General features: G+C 60.3%; 5 protein-coding genes. 2 read left to right on the top strand and 3 right to left on the bottom strand.

Going from position 1 to position 17,754, the window contains the following annotated elements:
• The first annotated feature begins 111 nt into the window (after positions 1-111).
• The gene (locus ABIQ96_RS24890; RefSeq protein WP_348217367.1) at positions 112-768 is read left to right on the top strand and encodes a TonB family protein; all 657 of its coding nucleotides are present in this window, start codon (positions 112-114) and stop codon (positions 766-768) included.
• Between the two features lie 72 nt (positions 769-840).
• Positions 841-1,422 carry an FHA domain-containing protein gene (locus ABIQ96_RS24885; RefSeq protein ID WP_348217366.1) on the top strand — a complete coding sequence of 194 codons (582 nt, stop codon included), beginning with the start codon at positions 841-843 and terminating at the stop codon, positions 1,420-1,422.
• Positions 1,423-1,713: 291 nt separating this feature from the next.
• Here ABIQ96_RS24885 and ABIQ96_RS24880 read toward each other — a convergent pair whose 3' ends face one another.
• The 3 genes from ABIQ96_RS24880 to ABIQ96_RS24870 all read right to left on the bottom strand — a co-directional run bounded on the left by ABIQ96_RS24880 (position 1,714) and on the right by ABIQ96_RS24870 (position 17,686).
• Positions 1,714-6,069, bottom strand: coding sequence for a ThuA domain-containing protein (locus ABIQ96_RS24880; protein WP_348217365.1), 4,356 nt, complete (start codon positions 6,067-6,069; stop codon positions 1,714-1,716).
• Between the two features lie 123 nt (positions 6,070-6,192).
• Entirely contained in the window at positions 6,193-7,287 is a 1,095-nt protein-coding gene (locus tag ABIQ96_RS24875; protein ID WP_348217364.1) for a hypothetical protein, read from the bottom strand.
• Positions 7,288-7,321: 34 nt separating this feature from the next.
• On the bottom strand, positions 7,322-17,686 hold the full coding sequence (locus ABIQ96_RS24870) for an Ig-like domain-containing protein (protein ID WP_348217363.1): 10,365 nt from the start codon (positions 17,684-17,686) through the stop codon (positions 7,322-7,324).
• Positions 17,687-17,754 lie beyond the last annotated feature (68 nt).

Raw genomic sequence — 17,754 nt, 5'->3', positions numbered from 1 at the left:
GAGGTTTTGCGCGTCCCGCTTTCAGGAGCGCGGAGACGGTCCACGGGGGCCGGGAAAAGTTTGTTAGGCTCGCTGGGCCTTCATCTTTGCGCGGCGTTGATCGTCGGAGCCATGACCTTGATCAACCCCGGTCTCGGTGAAAAAGGAGACATAGGAGAATCATCCGGCGGCTCGGATTTTGAAATGAATCTCTCTTCCCGAAATTCCGCCGAGAGTCCGCCGGAATCCCCCGAACCGCCGGCGGTTGCCTTCACCGCATCGGTGCGGAAGCCGGTCACGGTGTTTCCCGAACTGGCTTCAACGATCGAACTGCCGCCGATCGCGCCCATGCAATTGATCTCCTCCGTTCCCGCATCACGGCCCACCTCCGCAACAACGGGCACTTCCCAAGCGACGTCTTCTGCATCGGCCAACGGAAAATCCTCCTCCAAAGGTGCCGGAGAATCGGGCTCCGGAAAATCCGGTGCGGGCCACGGCTCCGGAGGGAAACGCGCCAAGTCGGTTTCCCCACCAAAACTCCTGCAAGCCCCGCCACCCCGCTATCCCGCCAAAACGAAAGCGGCGAAAATCACTGGCAGAGCCGCCGTGTTGATCCAAGTCCGCGGCGACGGATCGGCCGGATCCACCTCGCTCTACCGCAGCAGCGGAAATGGCGAACTGGACCAAGCGGCCGTGGTCGCCGCCCGTTTGTGGAAATTCTCGCCGACTCCCACGCTCGGCGGCGGAGAAACCATCGCCGTCGTCGTCCATGTGACGTTCTCGCTCTAGGAGTTGAGAAAATTTCGTGCAAATCGGGGACGATTCGCGCTAGAAACGGCGGAACCTCATCGTTTTACCTACATGCCTCGCGTTACGATCACCGTCCCTGAGAAAAATGCCCAGCCCTACCGTTTTCAACTGGACCGCCAGGTGGTCTCGCTGGGCCGCGGAAGCGAGAATGACATCGCCATCGACTCCGGTTCGGTCTCGGTCAAACACGCCGAAATGCGGCGTGTGGAAGGCGGCTACGAGCTTCACGACATCGGCTCCACCAACGGCATCAAGCTCGATGGCGTCCGCCTCGAAGTGGTTCCGCTGCGCAGCGGGGCAACCGTGAGAATCGGCGATGTGGCCTTTGATTTCATGCTGTCCGATGAGGAACTCGAGGCATTGAACCGTGAGAAGCCGCTCACGCCATCTCCCATCTCCCGCGAGGCGGAGCTTCCAGCCGCACCGCCGAAGCCATCGCCCCGCCCTTCCTATGCTCCGGCCCCGTCGGGCGGCAGTGGTTTCGGAGCGACCTTCTTGTTCGTGGTTCTCGCCGTCATCGCGTTCTACGCCGGCCTGGCGATCCGCCATCAGAAGGAAACCGGAAAGTCACTGTTTGATGCGATCAAGGCCAGGCCGTCGGCGGTGACGGTTCCTGCTGCACCGGAGAAATAGTTCGTCGCGCGTCGCCGATCATCTACGTTAGATCGGTTGCCGCAAGCCAAGCTCTCCTCGATGCGCCGTTCTTCCCTTTCATTAGACCAGTTAGAAAAGCCCCGCGCCACATCCGACACATAGCCCACCACTTCAGTGGTGGGACGAAATCATAAGGCTGGTCAAGTCCCTTGGGGACGACAGAACTGTTGAAGCCCGTTGGACCGCACACGTTCTTTCGTCCCCAAGAGGACTTAATACCGACTGGCGATCAACCCACCACTGAAGTGGTGGGCTATGTGTCGGAGACCACTACTTCTTCGAAAGCGATTCCAGATAATCCAACAAGCTGGCGAACTCGCGGACCGTCATGTTGCCGGCAAGGCCGGGCGGCATCATCGAGATCGGAAGTTTTTCACGCTTGGTGATGTCCGCGGTTTTCCAGGCGAATTCCTGTCCGGCGATGTTGCGGGCTTTGACCTCGTCAGCGCTTTCCAAGGTGACGAAGGCCATCTGTTGGGTGCCGTCCTTCAAGGTGAACATCTCGGTGGCGAAACCCTGGGCGATGGTCTTGTTCGGATCCATGATGTTCCCTGCCAGATCTCCCCGGTTGTAAGTCTTCGCGATGTTTCCAAGATAGGGTCCTTTCTGCACCTGATCGAGACTAACGGCATGGCACGTCACACAGGACTGGCGGGTGAACATCTGCTCACCGAGTCCAACGTCACCCTTCGTCTTCATGACCTCGGCAATGGCATCCTCGGGTTTGAGCGTTGAAACGAGCGGTGTCTTATCCTCGCCTTTTTTCTCCAACTTCAGGCCCTTCGCAGTTTCGTTAGCCGCTGCGGCGACCGTGGCGTCGCCATCCTCCATCGCCGCGCGGACCTGCTCATCCATGCCGTGGAAACCAGTCAAACGGATCGCCATCAATATTTGCACCCGACGTCTCGAATCCTCCCAACCGTGGTCCAAAGCCTTCTTTGAAAGCTCGCGGGCTTCGGGGCTGCCATCCTTGCGGGCACTGAGAGCCATCAATCCGCAATCCGCCCATTGCGAGGCAAGCCCGCTCATTTTCGCCGCCTCGTCCTCCAGCAACTGATGGTGATTTTCAAGTTTCGGCGCACCGAGGAAGGCAACCTTCGCGAAATCGAGTTGCTTCTCCGAGCCCTTCATTTCGGAAAGTTTCGCCAAGGCGCCGAGCGATGCCACACAACCTTCCTTCGAGTCGGTCTTGGCCAGTATGGCGACCGCCTTTGAAATTGTTAGAGCGGACAAATCCCCTTGCACGGCGGTGACGAGATAGGGAATCCCATTCGGTGGGATGGTGCTCAAGGTGGCGATCTGGTCCACCAGATCCGGCAGCAGCGCGGGCTTTTCCTTCACCAGCGCCACGATCCGCTCGAAGGCCTCGTTGAACTCGATGCGGTTCCGGCTCAGCTCGCGGATGAAGGCGGGAGCATTCTCCGGGGAGGAGCGTTCCAGCTCGGCCTTGAGCAGAATTTCGATCTTGGCAGTCTCGCTCCAGCGCTCCGGCTGATAGTATGGCCCGCGGGTGTCAGGACGAGTTCCCCACGAATCCCCTTTCCATTCGCCTTCGTGGAAGTAAAGGCGGCACAAGGCTGATAGAATTTCTGCCCGCGCTGTGGCCTCGGCCGTCGTCGCGAGCCGATCAATCAGACCTTGGACAACTTCGGGAGCATGGATGCGCATGAGCGCACGCAAGGCACCGGTGCGCTGCGCGGGAGTGGCATCCTTGCTGTCCACCACGTTGAAACAGGCATCGGCCGCTTTCAACATCGAGAGCGAGCGGAAGGCGGTGTGCGCGATGACCGGGTCTGGTTCTCCCAGAGAGGCTGCGATCTGCGGAGCCAGGCCAATCATGTTCTGGCGCGTGGCACCGATGATGGCTTCGAGTTTGGTTCTCGGATCGGTGCTTTTCAGTCCGTTGACATAAAGATCGACCGGCGCGGTGGTTTTGCCCTCTGAAATAGGGGCGAGTCCGGCATCCGCCAAAGCGCGCAAGACAAAACGCTGGAGCTTGGGATCGGCAGCGAGGGTGGACACCGCTGCCATCAGCACCGCATCGCCGTCGCTCTTCACCAAGGGTTGGGTCAATGCATACAGCGCGGCAACACGGCCGGGCAGCGGTTTGTCGGAATTTCCGGCAAATGCCAGCAAGGCGCGGAAAGTCGAACCACCAGGACGCCGCAGCAGCGCCCGTTGAGCTTCCAGGGTGCGGACCTGGCTGGGAGATTCCAACAGCTTCACCAGTTCCGCGTTGGTTGCCTTGTCAAAATCCGGCAGCGGCTCGGGGACGTATCCCTTCGGCACGACGCGGACGATGTAGCCGACGTCCGGCCCTTCCCAAGTGAAGGTCGCGCCCTTCCAGCTCGCCTGATAGATTCCGCTCATTCCATCGACATCCGCATCGGTCGGGCGGGTCATGTGGATCAATTCCTCCGGCTTGGTGGTCTCCTTGAACGTCGCTCCCTGCGGCTCGACGGTGTGATGCCAGAGCGCGCTGGTTCCCCAATCGCAAGTGAGCGGGGCATCGTTCCATTTCGTCGGAATGCCAGGCTCTGATAGATAAAGCGATCCGCAGCCGGAGCCACCGCCGTAGTCGGCCAGCGGCTTGATGATTTCATCGCCGAAGTTCATGTAGAGCCGCGGATAGCCGTGATCCTCGAGGCCGGTAAAGTGATGGAACCGTACGTCCCAGCCTCCGCCGTCGTTGGTGTTGTCACGGGCAAAAATGTCGAGCAACGGACTGATCGGCGTACCGAGGATGTTGCGTGTTCCATCGGCGAACAACTCAAGGCCCGAGCCATCCGGACGAAATCGGATGACGCCGCCACCGCGATGCTGCAGGTGTTTGCCATCGGTTCCGACGGCATCCATGAATCCGAAATCCCCGCCGGCGATGTAGAGCCAGCCGTCGATTCCGAGGCTCAGGCCGTTGGTGGTATGGTCGGCGGAACGATCCTTGAATCCGAAGGCGATTCCCTTAATCAAGGTTTGCTCTTCGTCCGCCTGACCATCGCCATTGTAGTCGATGTAGCAGGTCACATCGGGCGGATGCACGACGTAGAGACGGTCATGATCCCAAACCATGCCGCGCGGCGAATCCACGTTTTTCACGAACTCGGTGACCTCGTCCGCGCGCCCGTCATGGTCCGTGTCGCGTAATCTAACAATCCTTCCCCGATCGGGATCCCGACCCAGCGACCCGTTGCCATCCGACGCGACGTAAAGATCGCCCGATGGAGAGGATGCGACATAGACCGGATAGTTCGCCGAAGAAGGAGTGGAGAAAAGACTCACGTCGAAACCCTCCGCGACTTTGACATCCTTCAGGACATCCGCTTCCTGTTCGGCACTGAGTTTGGAAATCCGAGGGCGGACATTTCCGCCTTTGGCCAACGGGTCTTCCTTCTTCTCATTCGCGTCCTTGCGCTTGGTGGTCAGTTCGCCGACATCGCCCTGCGGGGTGATCTGGACGATGCTGGCCCAGCCGCCCTGTGAGGTTCCGGTGCAGGTGATTTTGACAAATTTCACCTCGGCCTTCGCGAATTCCGCCGAGGTTTCTCCGCCCTTCTGATTGTCGCCAGCGTCTGTTAGCAATATCCACTCCTTGCCGTCCTTGGAGCCTTCGATCTTGTAACGATAGGCGTTGTTCTTGCTCTCCCAGACGATCTTGAGTCCCGTTAGCGCGCGGGGCTTTTCGAATTCGAACTGATACCACTGCGGAAACGATCCGTCCGCAGCGCACCAACGTGTATCGAGAGCGCCATCGACCGCTTTCCATGGCCAGTTGATATCCTGGGTGCCTGATGCCTTCACCGAGACGAATGTCGAATCAGTCGGAGCTTCGGCAATTTTTGGAGCAATCACCTCGAAGTGCCCTGCGGGTCCGACATATGGCTTGAGGTATTCCGCTTTCAATTTGTCACAGCTCCAAAGCAAGCCTCTAACCACCAGATTCAGGTAACGCTCGTCAGAGACGGTTTCATTGTTGTGGCCGAGGGTCGTGCTGAAGATGCGGGTGCCGTGGTAGTCATTCGTCCAGGCGACGACGGAAGTGTCGGTGTTGCCGTTCTGCTGTTTCTGGTTGCCGAGCGCAAGTGGCTTGGCCTTCTCAAAGAGTTTGACGTTGTTATAGAGTTCCTCGCCGATCGTGGTCCAATCCGCCATACCCTTGGTGATCGGGTGATCGGCATTTTTAAAATCGATGCCGATGGGAAGCTGCGAGCCGTGGCCGCTCGACTGCAGGCCGAGGTATTCAAACCAGAGATCGGTCCCCGTCCGGTAGCAATGCATCGCACAATGAAGATTCACCGCGGGAGTGCCGTTCTTGTGGGCATCGACGATGTTCTGAACGTAAGGCATGTCCTTCACATCCGCGGCGCACTCGTCGTGGAGGATCACATCGTAGCCTTTCGCCCAATCCTTGTTCTGATACATCGGGAACCATGGGGAGGTCCCGGTATCCTCGCTTCGGATCACGTCCACCTGGACATTCGCCCGGGCCTGGATGCCGTCGCGGAGAATGACCGATTGCTTCGCGTAGTCGTGACAGCAGCCACCACAAACCAAAAGTGCGCGGATGGGAGCCTCAAGGGCGAAGGCGGGGACAATTCCGAGGATGAAAAACGCGATGAATGGACGCATGACGGGGCAAAGAATGAACGGGGACCAACAAAACGCAATCCGTTCGGAATGCGAGCAGGCAGTTACGCCCTGCTCGGGACGTTTCATTCACCGATGGCCGGATTTTCCGTCTGACGCCGCGTTTCAGAACGAGTAGAGCGCTCCGAATGACACGATAAATGCCGACCCGAACGACAATTCGGCGCTCGAGCCGTTCGCCCCCAATTCGAAGTCATCCATGTATTGATAACGACCCGAGGCATGGAGCGCCCAATGCGGATTCAACTGATAGATTCCACCCAGTCCGAGATACGCTCCCGGAAGAATGGTGGTGTCCGTGTCTTTTCCCGAGCTGTTTTGCGTTCCGAGACCGCCAATGGTGGTGGCGGATTGAAAATCGTAGGTGCCCGAGGCGACCGCCGCATTCAGGCCGCCCTCAAGCATCATGCTGAATTTCCGTGTGAACGGCATTTCCAGATAACTGCCGAAGCTCAACGTCGTCAGATGAACGTCCAGATCGCGCGAGCCCGACACCGACGCCAGTCCACCGAGGATCGTGGTCCGGTCGGGTGAATCGCCGATCAATGGGCCCGGACCACCGAACGAGCCGGTAAATGGCGCTTTCGGCGGAATGGTGCCACCGAGCTCGAAGCGGTCGGTCAGAACCAGCGTCCCGGAATTGAGGATCGACTGATTGTCCACGTTCACCCGGGCGTAGTGAACGCCGCCGCGGAATCCCCAGGTCGCGCCGAGGTCCTTAAGTGCGGAAATGCCGACCGCTCCCATGTCGAAATAGGTGTAACATTCGACACCCGAGGCGGTATCGCCGTCCTCCGTGGCACTGGCGTCGGCGAGACTGTTGGTTAGAGTGTAGGATATGGATCCACCGCCCGCGGGATTGTACTGAGCGGCTTTGTCATAACTCCAGTTCCAAGTTTTACCGCCCAGATTGTTGGAGGAATCCACGTGGACGAAGCCATCATCGTAATCGTAGTCCACACCACCACCGGTCGGCTGCGCCGCGAAACTGCGGTTGAAGGTGCCGAGGCCGTTGAACTCGGTCTTGAGCCCTAACAGCGGAGCGTAACCGGCACCGAAGCGCCAGCGGGACGGAGCCGAATCATAGGTGATCGCCCCGGCCCCGGTGGCGACAGGTTCATTCACGGGACTTCCGGCGAGAGCGGAGCTTGCGGCGGCACTAAGCACCGTGACGGTCAGGAAGGAAATGCGGGCGGTCATGGTTTTGACGGTTTTCAGTTAGCTTCCGGCGGGTTCAGGGATTCGGAATTTCGTTTACCCGATAGAAGCGGCTCGGCGTGTTGGCCGGGGAAACATTGGTGAACGGCGGGCCGCTGTCGATCCACTGCATCCGGGTGGTGCCGGCCTGAAGCGGCACGGGGCAATCCGACCAATGGATCATGTCCGCGCTGTAGCGGACGCGATACCAGTGGCCAACAACGGATGGAAATTCCAACAGAACCGTCTTGTCGGGCAGCCTGACGAGGCGGGGCTGCACGCCGCTGCCGTCGGTATCCGACACTTGTGACGACTGAAGCGTTTCAACCGTCAGGATTGGAGCGAAGGGCGACGGGAAGGTGCGGGTGCTGGTGTAGAACGAAAGTTTCACCGGCACCTTGCCATTGATCGCCACTGGATAGGGATAGTCCACATAGACATCGGAACTACCCGGCGCGCTGCTGGAATTGTAGAGTCGCAGGCTCGGATAGGCAGCCTTGTAGGCCTTGAAATCCACATGCAGGCGGAATCCGTTGATCGGTGCCGGAGTGGTGTTGGTCACGTTGACGACGACGTCGAAGAGCCCGTTTTGAGAATTCACCTCAATGCCGGTGGTAACGGGTTGAACCACTGTGGGAGTAACGGTACCAACAGCGACCGTCGAGGAAGAGCTGTCGTTGCCCGCCACGGGATCACCGGTTATTGACGAGACCGTGGCCGTGGTGGTGATGATCTTGCCGGTAGCCACGGTGGGCTTTACTTTAACCACAACGGTGAATTCCGTCGAATTTCCGTTAGCAAGCGCTCCGGTGGAGAAGACCACGTTTCCACCACTTCCAACCGCAGGGGTGGTCTTGAACCATCCACTCGGGATCGACGAGGAAACGAAGGTCATCTGCGACGGAAGCGGGATGGTGAGAGTGGTCGCATCGGCATTGCTCGGTCCGTTATTGGTGAGCTTGATCGCAAACGAAACATTGGAACCCTTCGGCACCGTCGCCGGCGTGCCCGTGATTTCAACCGCAAGGTCGGAACTGGTGGTGACCGTGGAGGTGGCGGTCGAACTGTTGTTAGCAGGTGCGATATCGATGACGGTCGAAGTCGCGGATGCGGTGTTGCTGATGATGAAGCCGTTCGGAACTCCTGCTCCGACCTTGACCACCACGGTGAAGGTCGCGGCGCCGCCGTTGGCGACCAGCGGATTTGTCAGAGTGATTTGCCCCGTAGCGCCGACTGCCGGAGTGGTGGCTGACCAACCGCTCGGAGCGCTCAGCGAGACAAAGGAGGTTCCTGCTGGCAGCGTGTCGGTGATGGAAACATTGTCGGCATCCAGCGGACCATTGTTCTGCAATTGAAGGGTGTAGGTCAGCTCGGTTCCGGCGATGACCGGGTCCGGGCTGTCACTCAGGGTGATTTGCAGGTCCGCGCCGCTCTTCGCGGTTGTCGTCGCAATCGCGCTGTTGTTGCCCGGGTTCGGATCGGTCGTGGTGGTGGTCGCCGTGGCGGTGGCAGTCAGGATCGAGTTGTTAACGACCGCGAGATCTACCTTGACCACGACCGTGAAGGTGGCGGATCCGCCGGTGGCCAGTGAAACATCGCTGAAGTTGACGGTGCCAACGCCACCGGCCAAAGGAGCGGTGGTGACCCAAGCTCCAGGTGCGGTTGCCGAGACAAACGTCGTGCTGGGCGGCAGCGGCAGGCTAACGGATGGGGAAACCGCGGTGCTCGGACCGTTGTTCGTCAGGTTGATCGTGTAGGTCAAATTCCCAGCCGCGTTCACCGGATCCGGGCTGTCGGTAATGGTGATGGCGAGATCGGCCTGCGCGGAGACCGTCGTCGTGGCGGTGCCCGAATTGTTGGCAGGCGTCGGGTCGGTCGTGCCCGAGCTGACAGAGGCCGTGTCGCTGAGCACAGTGCCCGCAGGCACAGCCGATCCGACTTTGACCACCAACGTGAAGGTGACGGTGCCGGGCGGTAGGGGCGCGAGGAGCACGAAGGACGAACTCACCGTGCCTGTTCCACCTACTGGCGGGGTGGTGCTGGACCAGTTGGCAGGCGAGGTCAGCGAAACAAAGGTCGTCCCTGCCGGCAGCACGTCGTTCAGCACGACCGATGTCGCGCCACTCGGGCCGTTGTTAGTGACCGTAATCGTGTAGGTGAGATTGTTCCCCGCAATCACTGGATCGGGGCTATCAGTTACGGTGACGGCCAGATCGCTCTCTGCGGTGACAGTCGTCGTGGCAAGGCCGGAATTGTTGGCTGGCGTCGGATCGGCCGTAGTTGAGCTGACGGTAGCGGTGTCGCTCAGCACCATGCCAAGTGGCAAAGCGTTTCCGACATTGACCACCAACGTGAAGGTCGCTGTCCCGGGCACGAGGCTCGCGATGGTCGAACTCACTGCGCCTGTCCCACCCACTGCCGGAGTGGTGCTGGACCAACCGCCGGGCGAAGTCAGCGAAACAAACGTTGTCCCAGGCGGCACCGCGTTGCTCAGCGAAACCGAAGCCGCTGAACTCGGGCCGTTATTGCTAACAGTGATGGTGTAGCTGAGATTGTTCCCCGCGTTCACCGGATCCGGACTGTCCGTTACCGTGACCGACACATCGGCCGACGGAGCGAGCGTGTCGGTATCAGTCGCGCTGTTGTTGCCGGGGGTTGGATCGGTCACGCCGGCAGGTGCGGCGACCGTCGCCGTGTTAGACACTGTTCCGGTCGCGGCAGCGGCAATCGGTGCGGTCACGGTGAAGGTGAAGGATCCGCCGGCGGGCAGGTTCACCGTATTGACATTGATATTGCCCGAACCACTCGCAGGACCTGTGGCGCCACCGGCACCCGCGCCGGTCCACGTCGCACCGGAGACAACCGCCGGGAAGGTATCGGCCACTGTCGCGCCGATGACATCGCTGGGACCCGCATTGGCAGCGGTGATGGTATAGGTCACCGAGGTGCCGGGCGTCGCCGCCGTCACACCGTCGGTTTTGGTGATGGATAAATCGGCTTGGGCGCTGACCGTCGTCGTGGCGGTGCTGGAATTATTGCCGGGGGTCGGGTCGATCGACACTGAACTGACGGTGGCCGTATCGCTAATCACCGTGCCCGGTGCGACACCACTACCGACCTTGACCACCAACGTGAAACTGACGCTGCCGGGCGCGAGGCTGGCGTTGGTCGAACTCACGGTTCCTGTCCCACCCACCGCCGGGGTGGTGCTTGACCAGCCACCGGGCGAGGTCAGTGAGACAAAGGTCGCCCCAGCCGGAAGCGTGTCATTCAGCGAAACCGAAGCCGCGAAACTCGGACCGCTGTTAGCCACCGTGACCGTGTAGGTGAGGTTGTTCCCCGCAACCACCGGATCCGGACTGTCCGTTACCGTAACCGACACATCGGCCGACGGAGCGAGCGTGTCCGAGTCGGTCGCACTGTTGTTGCCGGGGGTCGGATCGGTCACGCCGGCGGGTGCTGACACCGTCGCCGTGTTAGACAACGTTCCGGTCGCGGCAGGGGCAATCGGTGCGGTCACGGTGAAGGTAAAGGATCCACCCGCGGGTAGGCTCAAGTTGGTGGCATTGATGTTCCCCGAACCATTCGCAGGACCAGTGCCGCCGCTTGCTCCCACACCGGTCCAAGTGGCGCCGGTGATCGAAGCAGGAAGACTGTCCGCGACGGTGGCGGCGGTCACGTTGCTGGGACCGGCGTTGGAGGCCGTGATGGTGTAGGTGACGGATCCGCCAGGAGTGGCGCTGACAACACCGTCGGTTTTCGTAATCGAGAGATCTGCGCTCTGAATCAGGGTATCAGTATCGGTAGCGCTGTTATTTCCGGGAGTCGGGTCGTTGACACCTGCCGGAGCGGCGATGGTCGCGGTGTTGGAAAGCGAGCCGGTGGCGGAGGCCGAGATAGTGGCGCTCACCGTGAAGGTGAAGGAGCCACCCGCCGGCAGGTTGATATTATTGGCATTGATGTTGCCGGAACCGCTGGCCGGGCCGGTCCCCCCGCCTGCGCCCACACCCGTCCAATTTGGGGTCAGCGAGGCCGGAAGGACATCCGCGACGGTCGCTCCGGTGATGTTGCTCGGTCCCGCATTGGAGGCGGTGATGGTGTAGGTGACCGATCCGCCGGAGGTGGCGGTGGTGACACCGTCGGTCTTGGTGATCGAGAGATCGGCACTCAGAACCAAGGTGGTGGTGGCGGTCGCGCTATTGTTGGCTCCGTTCGGATCGCCGGTGGAGGCAGTGGCCGTGGCGGTCGCGCTGATGACGGTGTTGTTGGCAAAGTTCGAGTCAACCTTGACCGTGACAGTCATGGTGGCGCTAGCTCCCGAGCCGAGGTTGCCAGGGGTGAAGATTACGGTGCCGGAGCTGCCGACCGAAGGACCGCCGGCGGTGCCAGCCGAAGGAACAGCGGAGAGGAACGTGGTGCTGGCGGGAGTGGGCAGCGAGACGGACGGAGACACGGCGGTGCTCGGGCCGTTGTTGGTGAGGGTAACGAGATAGGTAAGATTACCTGCCGCGCTAACGGGATCGGGGCTGTCGGTCATTGTGACAGCCAAGTCGGCCTGCGGGGCAACGACGATGCCTGTGCTGGTGCCCGTGATGGAAGCCGTTACCGTGTCGGTTGCGGTGACAGTCTGGTTACCTCCGGTCGAGAAATTGACGCTGAGGCTCTTGAAGCCGGAAACCAGAGTCGAGTCGGCAGGCAAAATCGCGACGCCATCCGTGGAGGTTAGGTGCGCGGTTCCGGAGTAGGTTGTAACCGTGTTGTTGAACTGATCCTGCGCGGTGACGCCGACGCTGATCGGAGTGCCTGCGGTCGCGGTCGCCGGACTACTAACGGCGAAGTGGTGAACGGCGGCAGGATTGACGGTGATGTTGGAGGAGGTGCCCGTAGCCGAGGGGGTGACCGTGTCAGTTGCTGAGACCGTTTGGTTGCCTGAGGTTTTAAGGGTCACGCTGAACGTGCCGGTGCCGTTGATGAGCGTGGCGTCAGCAGGCAGGACAACTGCAGCATCGGAACTGGTGAAGTGCACGGTGCCGGCATAGCCGGTGACGGTGGCGTTGGCGGGATCCTGAGCGGTCACCGTGATATTGAACGCCGAGCCGGCCGTGGCGGTGGCGGGCACGCTGGTGATGGCGAAGTGATCGACAGGCGGCCGCACCAGGAGCGAGGCATTGGCGGTATTGCCGGTGCCTCCATTGGTGGAGCTGACAGCCACACTGTTATTGTAGGTGTTGGCGGTGCCACTCGTGACATTGACACTGATCGTGGCACTGCTGTTAGCCAGAATGCTACCGCCGCTGAGGCTGACGCTGCCGGAGCCTGCAACTGCGGTGGTGGTTCCCCCGGCAGTGCTGGAAAGGCCGTTAGGAGTTGCGACGACGAGACCCGCCGGAAGCGTGTTCATGAACGAAACTCCGGAGAGGGTGGCTGGATTTCCGGCCGGATTCGTAATCGTGTAAGTGAGGGTCGAAATGCCATTGAGGTTCACTGCAACCGGGTTGAAGGCAATGCCCATCACCGGAGGAGCGACGACGCCAAGCGAGGCAGAGGCGTTTCCACCGGTGCCGCCCTCGGTCGAGGTGATGTTCCCCGTAGTTGCGCTCTTGGTGCCTGCGGTGGTGCCGGTCACGTTGATCGAGAAAGAACCGGAGCCCGAGGCAGCCAAGGTCGCGCCAGTGAGGGATACGGAGCTCGATCCTGCCACGGCGGTGATCGTTCCGCCACCGAGGCTGCCGGAGAGGCCGTTGGGAGTCGCGACCACCAGACCAGCGGGCAGCGTTTCAGTGAAGCCGACACCAGTTAGAGAAGTCGAGGTGTTCGGATTGCTCACATTGAAGGTGAGCGTGGTGGTGCCGTTCATGGCTACGGATCCGACACCGAAGGCTTGGCTGATGAGAGGTGGCGCTACCACCGTGAGGCTGGCATTGGAAGTGTTGCCAGAGCCCTCAGCGGAGGTGATCTGAACACTGTTATTCTTCAAGCCTGCGGAAGTGCCGGTTACGTCGACTGAGAAAGTGACCGAGCCGGCGGCCGGAATCGTAGTCCCTGAAAGGCTGATGCTTGTCGCGCCTGCCACTGCGGTCAGCGTGCCGCCGCCCGTGCCACCACTCAGACCGTTCGGCGTTGCCACCACCAGCCCGGCAGGCAGAGTATCCGTGAAGCTGGCAACCGTCAGAGCGGTCGCAGGGTTGTTGTTGGTCAGGGTGAACGTAAGGGATGTCGTGCCATTCAGCGGGATGGTGGCCACTCCGAAGTTGGCTGCGATGACCGGTGGCGTTACCACCGTGAGGGTGGCGGCATTGCTGGTGGCCGTACTGACGCTGTTGGTGAAGACGGCGCGGTACTGCTTGCCGTTGTCGCCTGCGATTGGAGTGAAGGACAGCGTGGTGGAGGTCGCCCCAACGATGTCTGAGAAAGCCCCTCCTCCATTCGTGCTGATCTGCCACTGCACGGTCGGGGTGGGTGCTCCGGAGGCTGCGGCGGTGAAGGTGGCGACGTTGCCGAGATTGACGACTTGATTCGTCGGTTGAGTGGTGACGGAAGGCGGAACGGCCAGCAGGGTGACGGTGGGGTCGGCGACACCAGCAAGCACCGGATCGGCTGGATCGTTTGGATGCGTGTCATCCGTCAGCACGTCAGTGAAGCTTGCGGTGGTACTATGCACGGTGCCTTGGCTGCTGATCTGGGTGGCACCACCCGTGACCGGGTTTTCGATGTCCACCTTGTAGGTGATGATCACCGACTTCCCTGCGGGCAGGACGCCGATGGTGATTGGGTTCAAGCCACCCGAGAGGAAGTGCGCGTGGCTGCCGGTGAACGGAACGGCATCCTTCGCCTGATCCATCGAAGGGATACGGCGCTCACCCGTGGTGAGCTGGCCGAACATGATGCTGTTGCGGTCTTCGACACGGTAGGTATCGGGTAGTCCCAAGGAGTGACCCATTTCGTGAAGGATCGTGGTGAGGAGGTCGACGCGGCCGGCGGCTGAGGAAGTCGGATCGGTGTAGTGGCGTGTGTCGGACGTTGCGGTGCCGAACAGGGCATCACTCGCAGTACTGGCATCCATATACCAGCCGGCACCGCCGGCATTGCGATCCACGCGGATATTGTTCCCGCCAGCCTCGCCAAGGTAGCCGTTAGGCAACTGGGAGACTTCGAACTTCAGGCTGCGCAAACGTGCGGCCTGGTCCTCGCTCAAGCCCGTGAGTTCCCAGCGGTTGATGGCAGTGGAAACGACGAGATCAAGTTGCTCTTGTGAAAGCGCCGTTTCCGAGGAAATGCCCTGTTCGGCGGTCGCAGAAACAGAACGACCCTGCGGCAGAGAGGAATCCACCATTGCAGAAGCAAGCCCGGTTTCTCCAACCGGAACCACTGCTTCAATGCTAACGGTTGCCGAAGTGACAACGCGGTCGATGCCACCCTGTGCGAAGAGCAGGGGCTGAGGAACCGCGCTACCCGCGGGAGAGGTATTGAAGAATCCATCCGAGGCGGTGGTTACCTGGTTCGAGGCGATCGCCGAGGGGGCGCCGTCACCGCCGTTGCGTCCGATGGCATAAGTTTGAACCGCTGCATTATCGGCCGGGGTGCTGGTGTAGCCGCGAAGGCGGACCGTGGTGTCCTGGCGCTGGCGGAGACGGATGTCCTCCCCGCCGGCCGCCGCGTCATTGGGCGCGCCGGAATTTGAAAGGGAGTTGGCAAGCACACCCGCACCGCCGATGTCCAGTGCGATTTGGAAGGTGTCGAGTGGCACGGTGCCACCGTTGAGATGGATGCCATTCTTGGCGATGGCGGCGGCAGCGGGATTGGTGCCGGGATTGGAGATCGTGTTGCCGGTGATCGTGGAATTGAAATTACCGCTTTGGGGAGTTGCACCGCCGCCGGTCAACATTTCGATGCCGAAATTGTTATATTGATAGATTAAATTGTTCGTAACGAGGGTGGTGACAGTGCCGCCGCCCGCGCTCTGGATCTTGAGTGCGGAACCTTCGCTGGAACCGGAATTGGCCGTCCCTTGGACACCGATGGTATTGCCACTGAAAGTGCCGGCTAGCGTTGCCACTCCGGTGGATTTCACAAACAGCACTGCAGCTCCAACCGCATTGCGGAAGGTGTTTCCACTCATATTGAAGGTCAAATTGCCCGTGCCATTGGTGAAAACCGACACCCCGCCGCCGCCAGTTGCGATGCGGGTGTAATTGTTGGAAAGTGTGTTGCCGGTGAAAATGAGGTCACTTGCCGCAGTGCCAATGTTGTTGAGCTGGAAGAGATCGCCACGAGCAGAAGTGAAGATACTGTTTTGGACGGTGACGTTGATGATGGCGCCGCTCTGCGGCTCGATGGTGATTCCGTCGTTGCCTTGATCCTGTGAGCCGTCCACCGCTACCCCGTTGCTGTTCGCGCCGATGGTCACCGCGTCGAACGTCAGGCGATTGAGCGTGCCGGTAGTGTTGACGACTCGGAAGTTGTCAGAGAAGCCGCCGCTGATGCTGGAATTGGAAATCGTGGCCGCGCCTGTCAGATTGCTGAATGAAACGCTGCCTTCGTTGAAGCCACCCGCCGCATTGGAGCCGTTCCAACTGTTGCCAGCCGCATTGCTGCTGATGGTGCAGTTGTTCATGCTGAAACCGCCGACGGTGATGCCACGAATGGCAAAGTTGTCGAAATCATTGAGCTGCATGCGGCTGAGCGAAACACTCGCCACATTGTTCAGATAGATTCCGATTCCGGTATTCCCTCCGTCCGCACCTGTCTTGTGCTGGAGGGTTCCTCCGGTAGCTGCGCCGCCGTTACCCGCCACCGTGAAGCTGCCGGCTCCCGTGCTGTCCAAAATGATGCCACTTCCTGCGGATCCGGCACCTGTTCCGGAAGTGATGCTGCGGAAAATCAGACCTGCGGCTCCGATCGTCGTATTCTGGACATTCAGCGCCATACCGGTGGTCGCGGTGATGGTGTTCACAATGCTGCCGTTGTTTTGCGTGGCCGTGATGGTGCCGCCACCGGTGGCCGTGAACGCGTTATTGGTAGTCGTGGTGAGGGCCAAACCTCCCGTAAAGTCCACCGTGGCTCCGGTGTTGGCGCTCAAGAGGATGCCCGTGCTGCCGGCGTTGTCGGTGATTTGGCCGCTGAACGTGACAGCGCCGGCCGTTTTGTTAGCAATGCTGACCGAACGGAAGGTGCTGTTAGTGATCGTGCCACCATAGCTGATGTTGGCAGTCCCGCCATCGATGAAGATATCGTCACCCGTCGCGCCAGTGATCGAACCCGTGGTCACCGAGAACGTGCCGGTGGCAGCTTTGAGAGAAATTGCGCTGGGTGCGCCAGTCGTAACCGCGCTGTCCAAGGTCACATTCAATGCGCCACTGGTGCTGATACGGATGAATCCGCCGGTTCCACTGCAAGCGAGGTTGCTGACGGTCAGAGCCCCAACAGCCGTGCCGTCGATGTCGTAACTGCTGCTACTGGTATTTCCGATGGTGAGGCCCTTGAGGGTATTACCCGTTGATAGGGTGACGCCGGCACCTCCCGCGTTCGCGAGGATCGGATCAGTCCCTACCGCATTCAGTGAAAAGGTATCCACAACGAGGGCTTCGTTTTCGCCCCACAACGTTTGTCCGGCCTCAAGCACAATGCCGCCCGCATAGGTGCCTGTGCGGATGTAAATAATATCGTTCGGGCCGTCCACATCACCCGCGCCGGCCGCGCCGTTGACATTGGTTGCCGTCAAAGAGGTGAACGGTTGCGAGGAGCGCCCGTCGCTCGCGCCGTTAGCCCCCGCATAGCTGCTGTCCACATACCAGACCTTTTGGGTTCCGATGGTGATGGTCACCTTGCCGACACCGGTCAAATCATCCGCATTGTTTGCGATCCCGTCAGCGCCCTTGTCGCGGATCGTATAAGTGAAACTATCGACGCCGGTGTCTCCTGCGCCCGGCACAAAGGTAAATGAGCCGGCATTCACGCCGCTGGTGACGAGATTCACCGTGCCGCCTTGCAGGCTGGTCGCATCGAACACGGAAATGCTGAACGTGTCGCCGAGGAATTCGGTATCATTGCTCAGAACATTTCCCGCCACGACAAGTGCGGGACCGGAAAGGGCCGTTGCATTGCCGACGACGAGCTGGGTATTGGCCACCGCGACAAAAGCATCATCCAGCGCTAATGGGGAAACGTTGACCGAGCCCGGAACAAGAAGCGCGTGGGCGATGTCGGGATCTTTAAACTCAAGCCCTGTCGCCGTTCCAGGTCCGGCGTTGGTGATCGTGTTCGTATAGGTCACCGTGCTGCCGCCGGGCTTCCTGGTCGCGGCAGCAACGCCGTCATCCTTGGTCGCGGTGATGACCGGATCCGCGGACAAACCGGAGCTAAGACCGAGAAGGAGAAGAATCGCGGCCCGAGCGGTGTGCATGGGGTGGAACGAGGATGAATCGACTGGCATAAAAATCAGGGAACAGAAATTTCAGAAAAGGAAAGAGC

This window comes from Luteolibacter sp., assembly GCF_039920825.1.
GTDB lineage: Bacteria > Verrucomicrobiota > Verrucomicrobiia > Verrucomicrobiales > Akkermansiaceae > Luteolibacter.
The sequence above is the reverse complement of the archived record's forward strand: the minus strand, read 5'-3'. Positions and strand labels throughout refer to the sequence as shown.

Coding starts and splice junctions, on each gene's coding strand:
- ABIQ96_RS24890 (WP_348217367.1), top strand. CDS start 112: ATGACCTTGATCAACCCCGGTCTCGGTGAAAAAGGAGACATAGGAGAA.
- ABIQ96_RS24885 (WP_348217366.1), top strand. CDS start 841: ATGCCTCGCGTTACGATCACCGTCCCTGAGAAAAATGCCCAGCCCTAC.
- ABIQ96_RS24880 (WP_348217365.1), bottom strand. CDS start 6,069: ATGCGTCCATTCATCGCGTTTTTCATCCTCGGAATTGTCCCCGCCTTC.
- ABIQ96_RS24875 (WP_348217364.1), bottom strand. CDS start 7,287: ATGACCGCCCGCATTTCCTTCCTGACCGTCACGGTGCTTAGTGCCGCC.
- ABIQ96_RS24870 (WP_348217363.1), bottom strand. CDS start 17,686: ATGCACACCGCTCGGGCCGCGATTCTTCTCCTTCTCGGTCTTAGCTCC.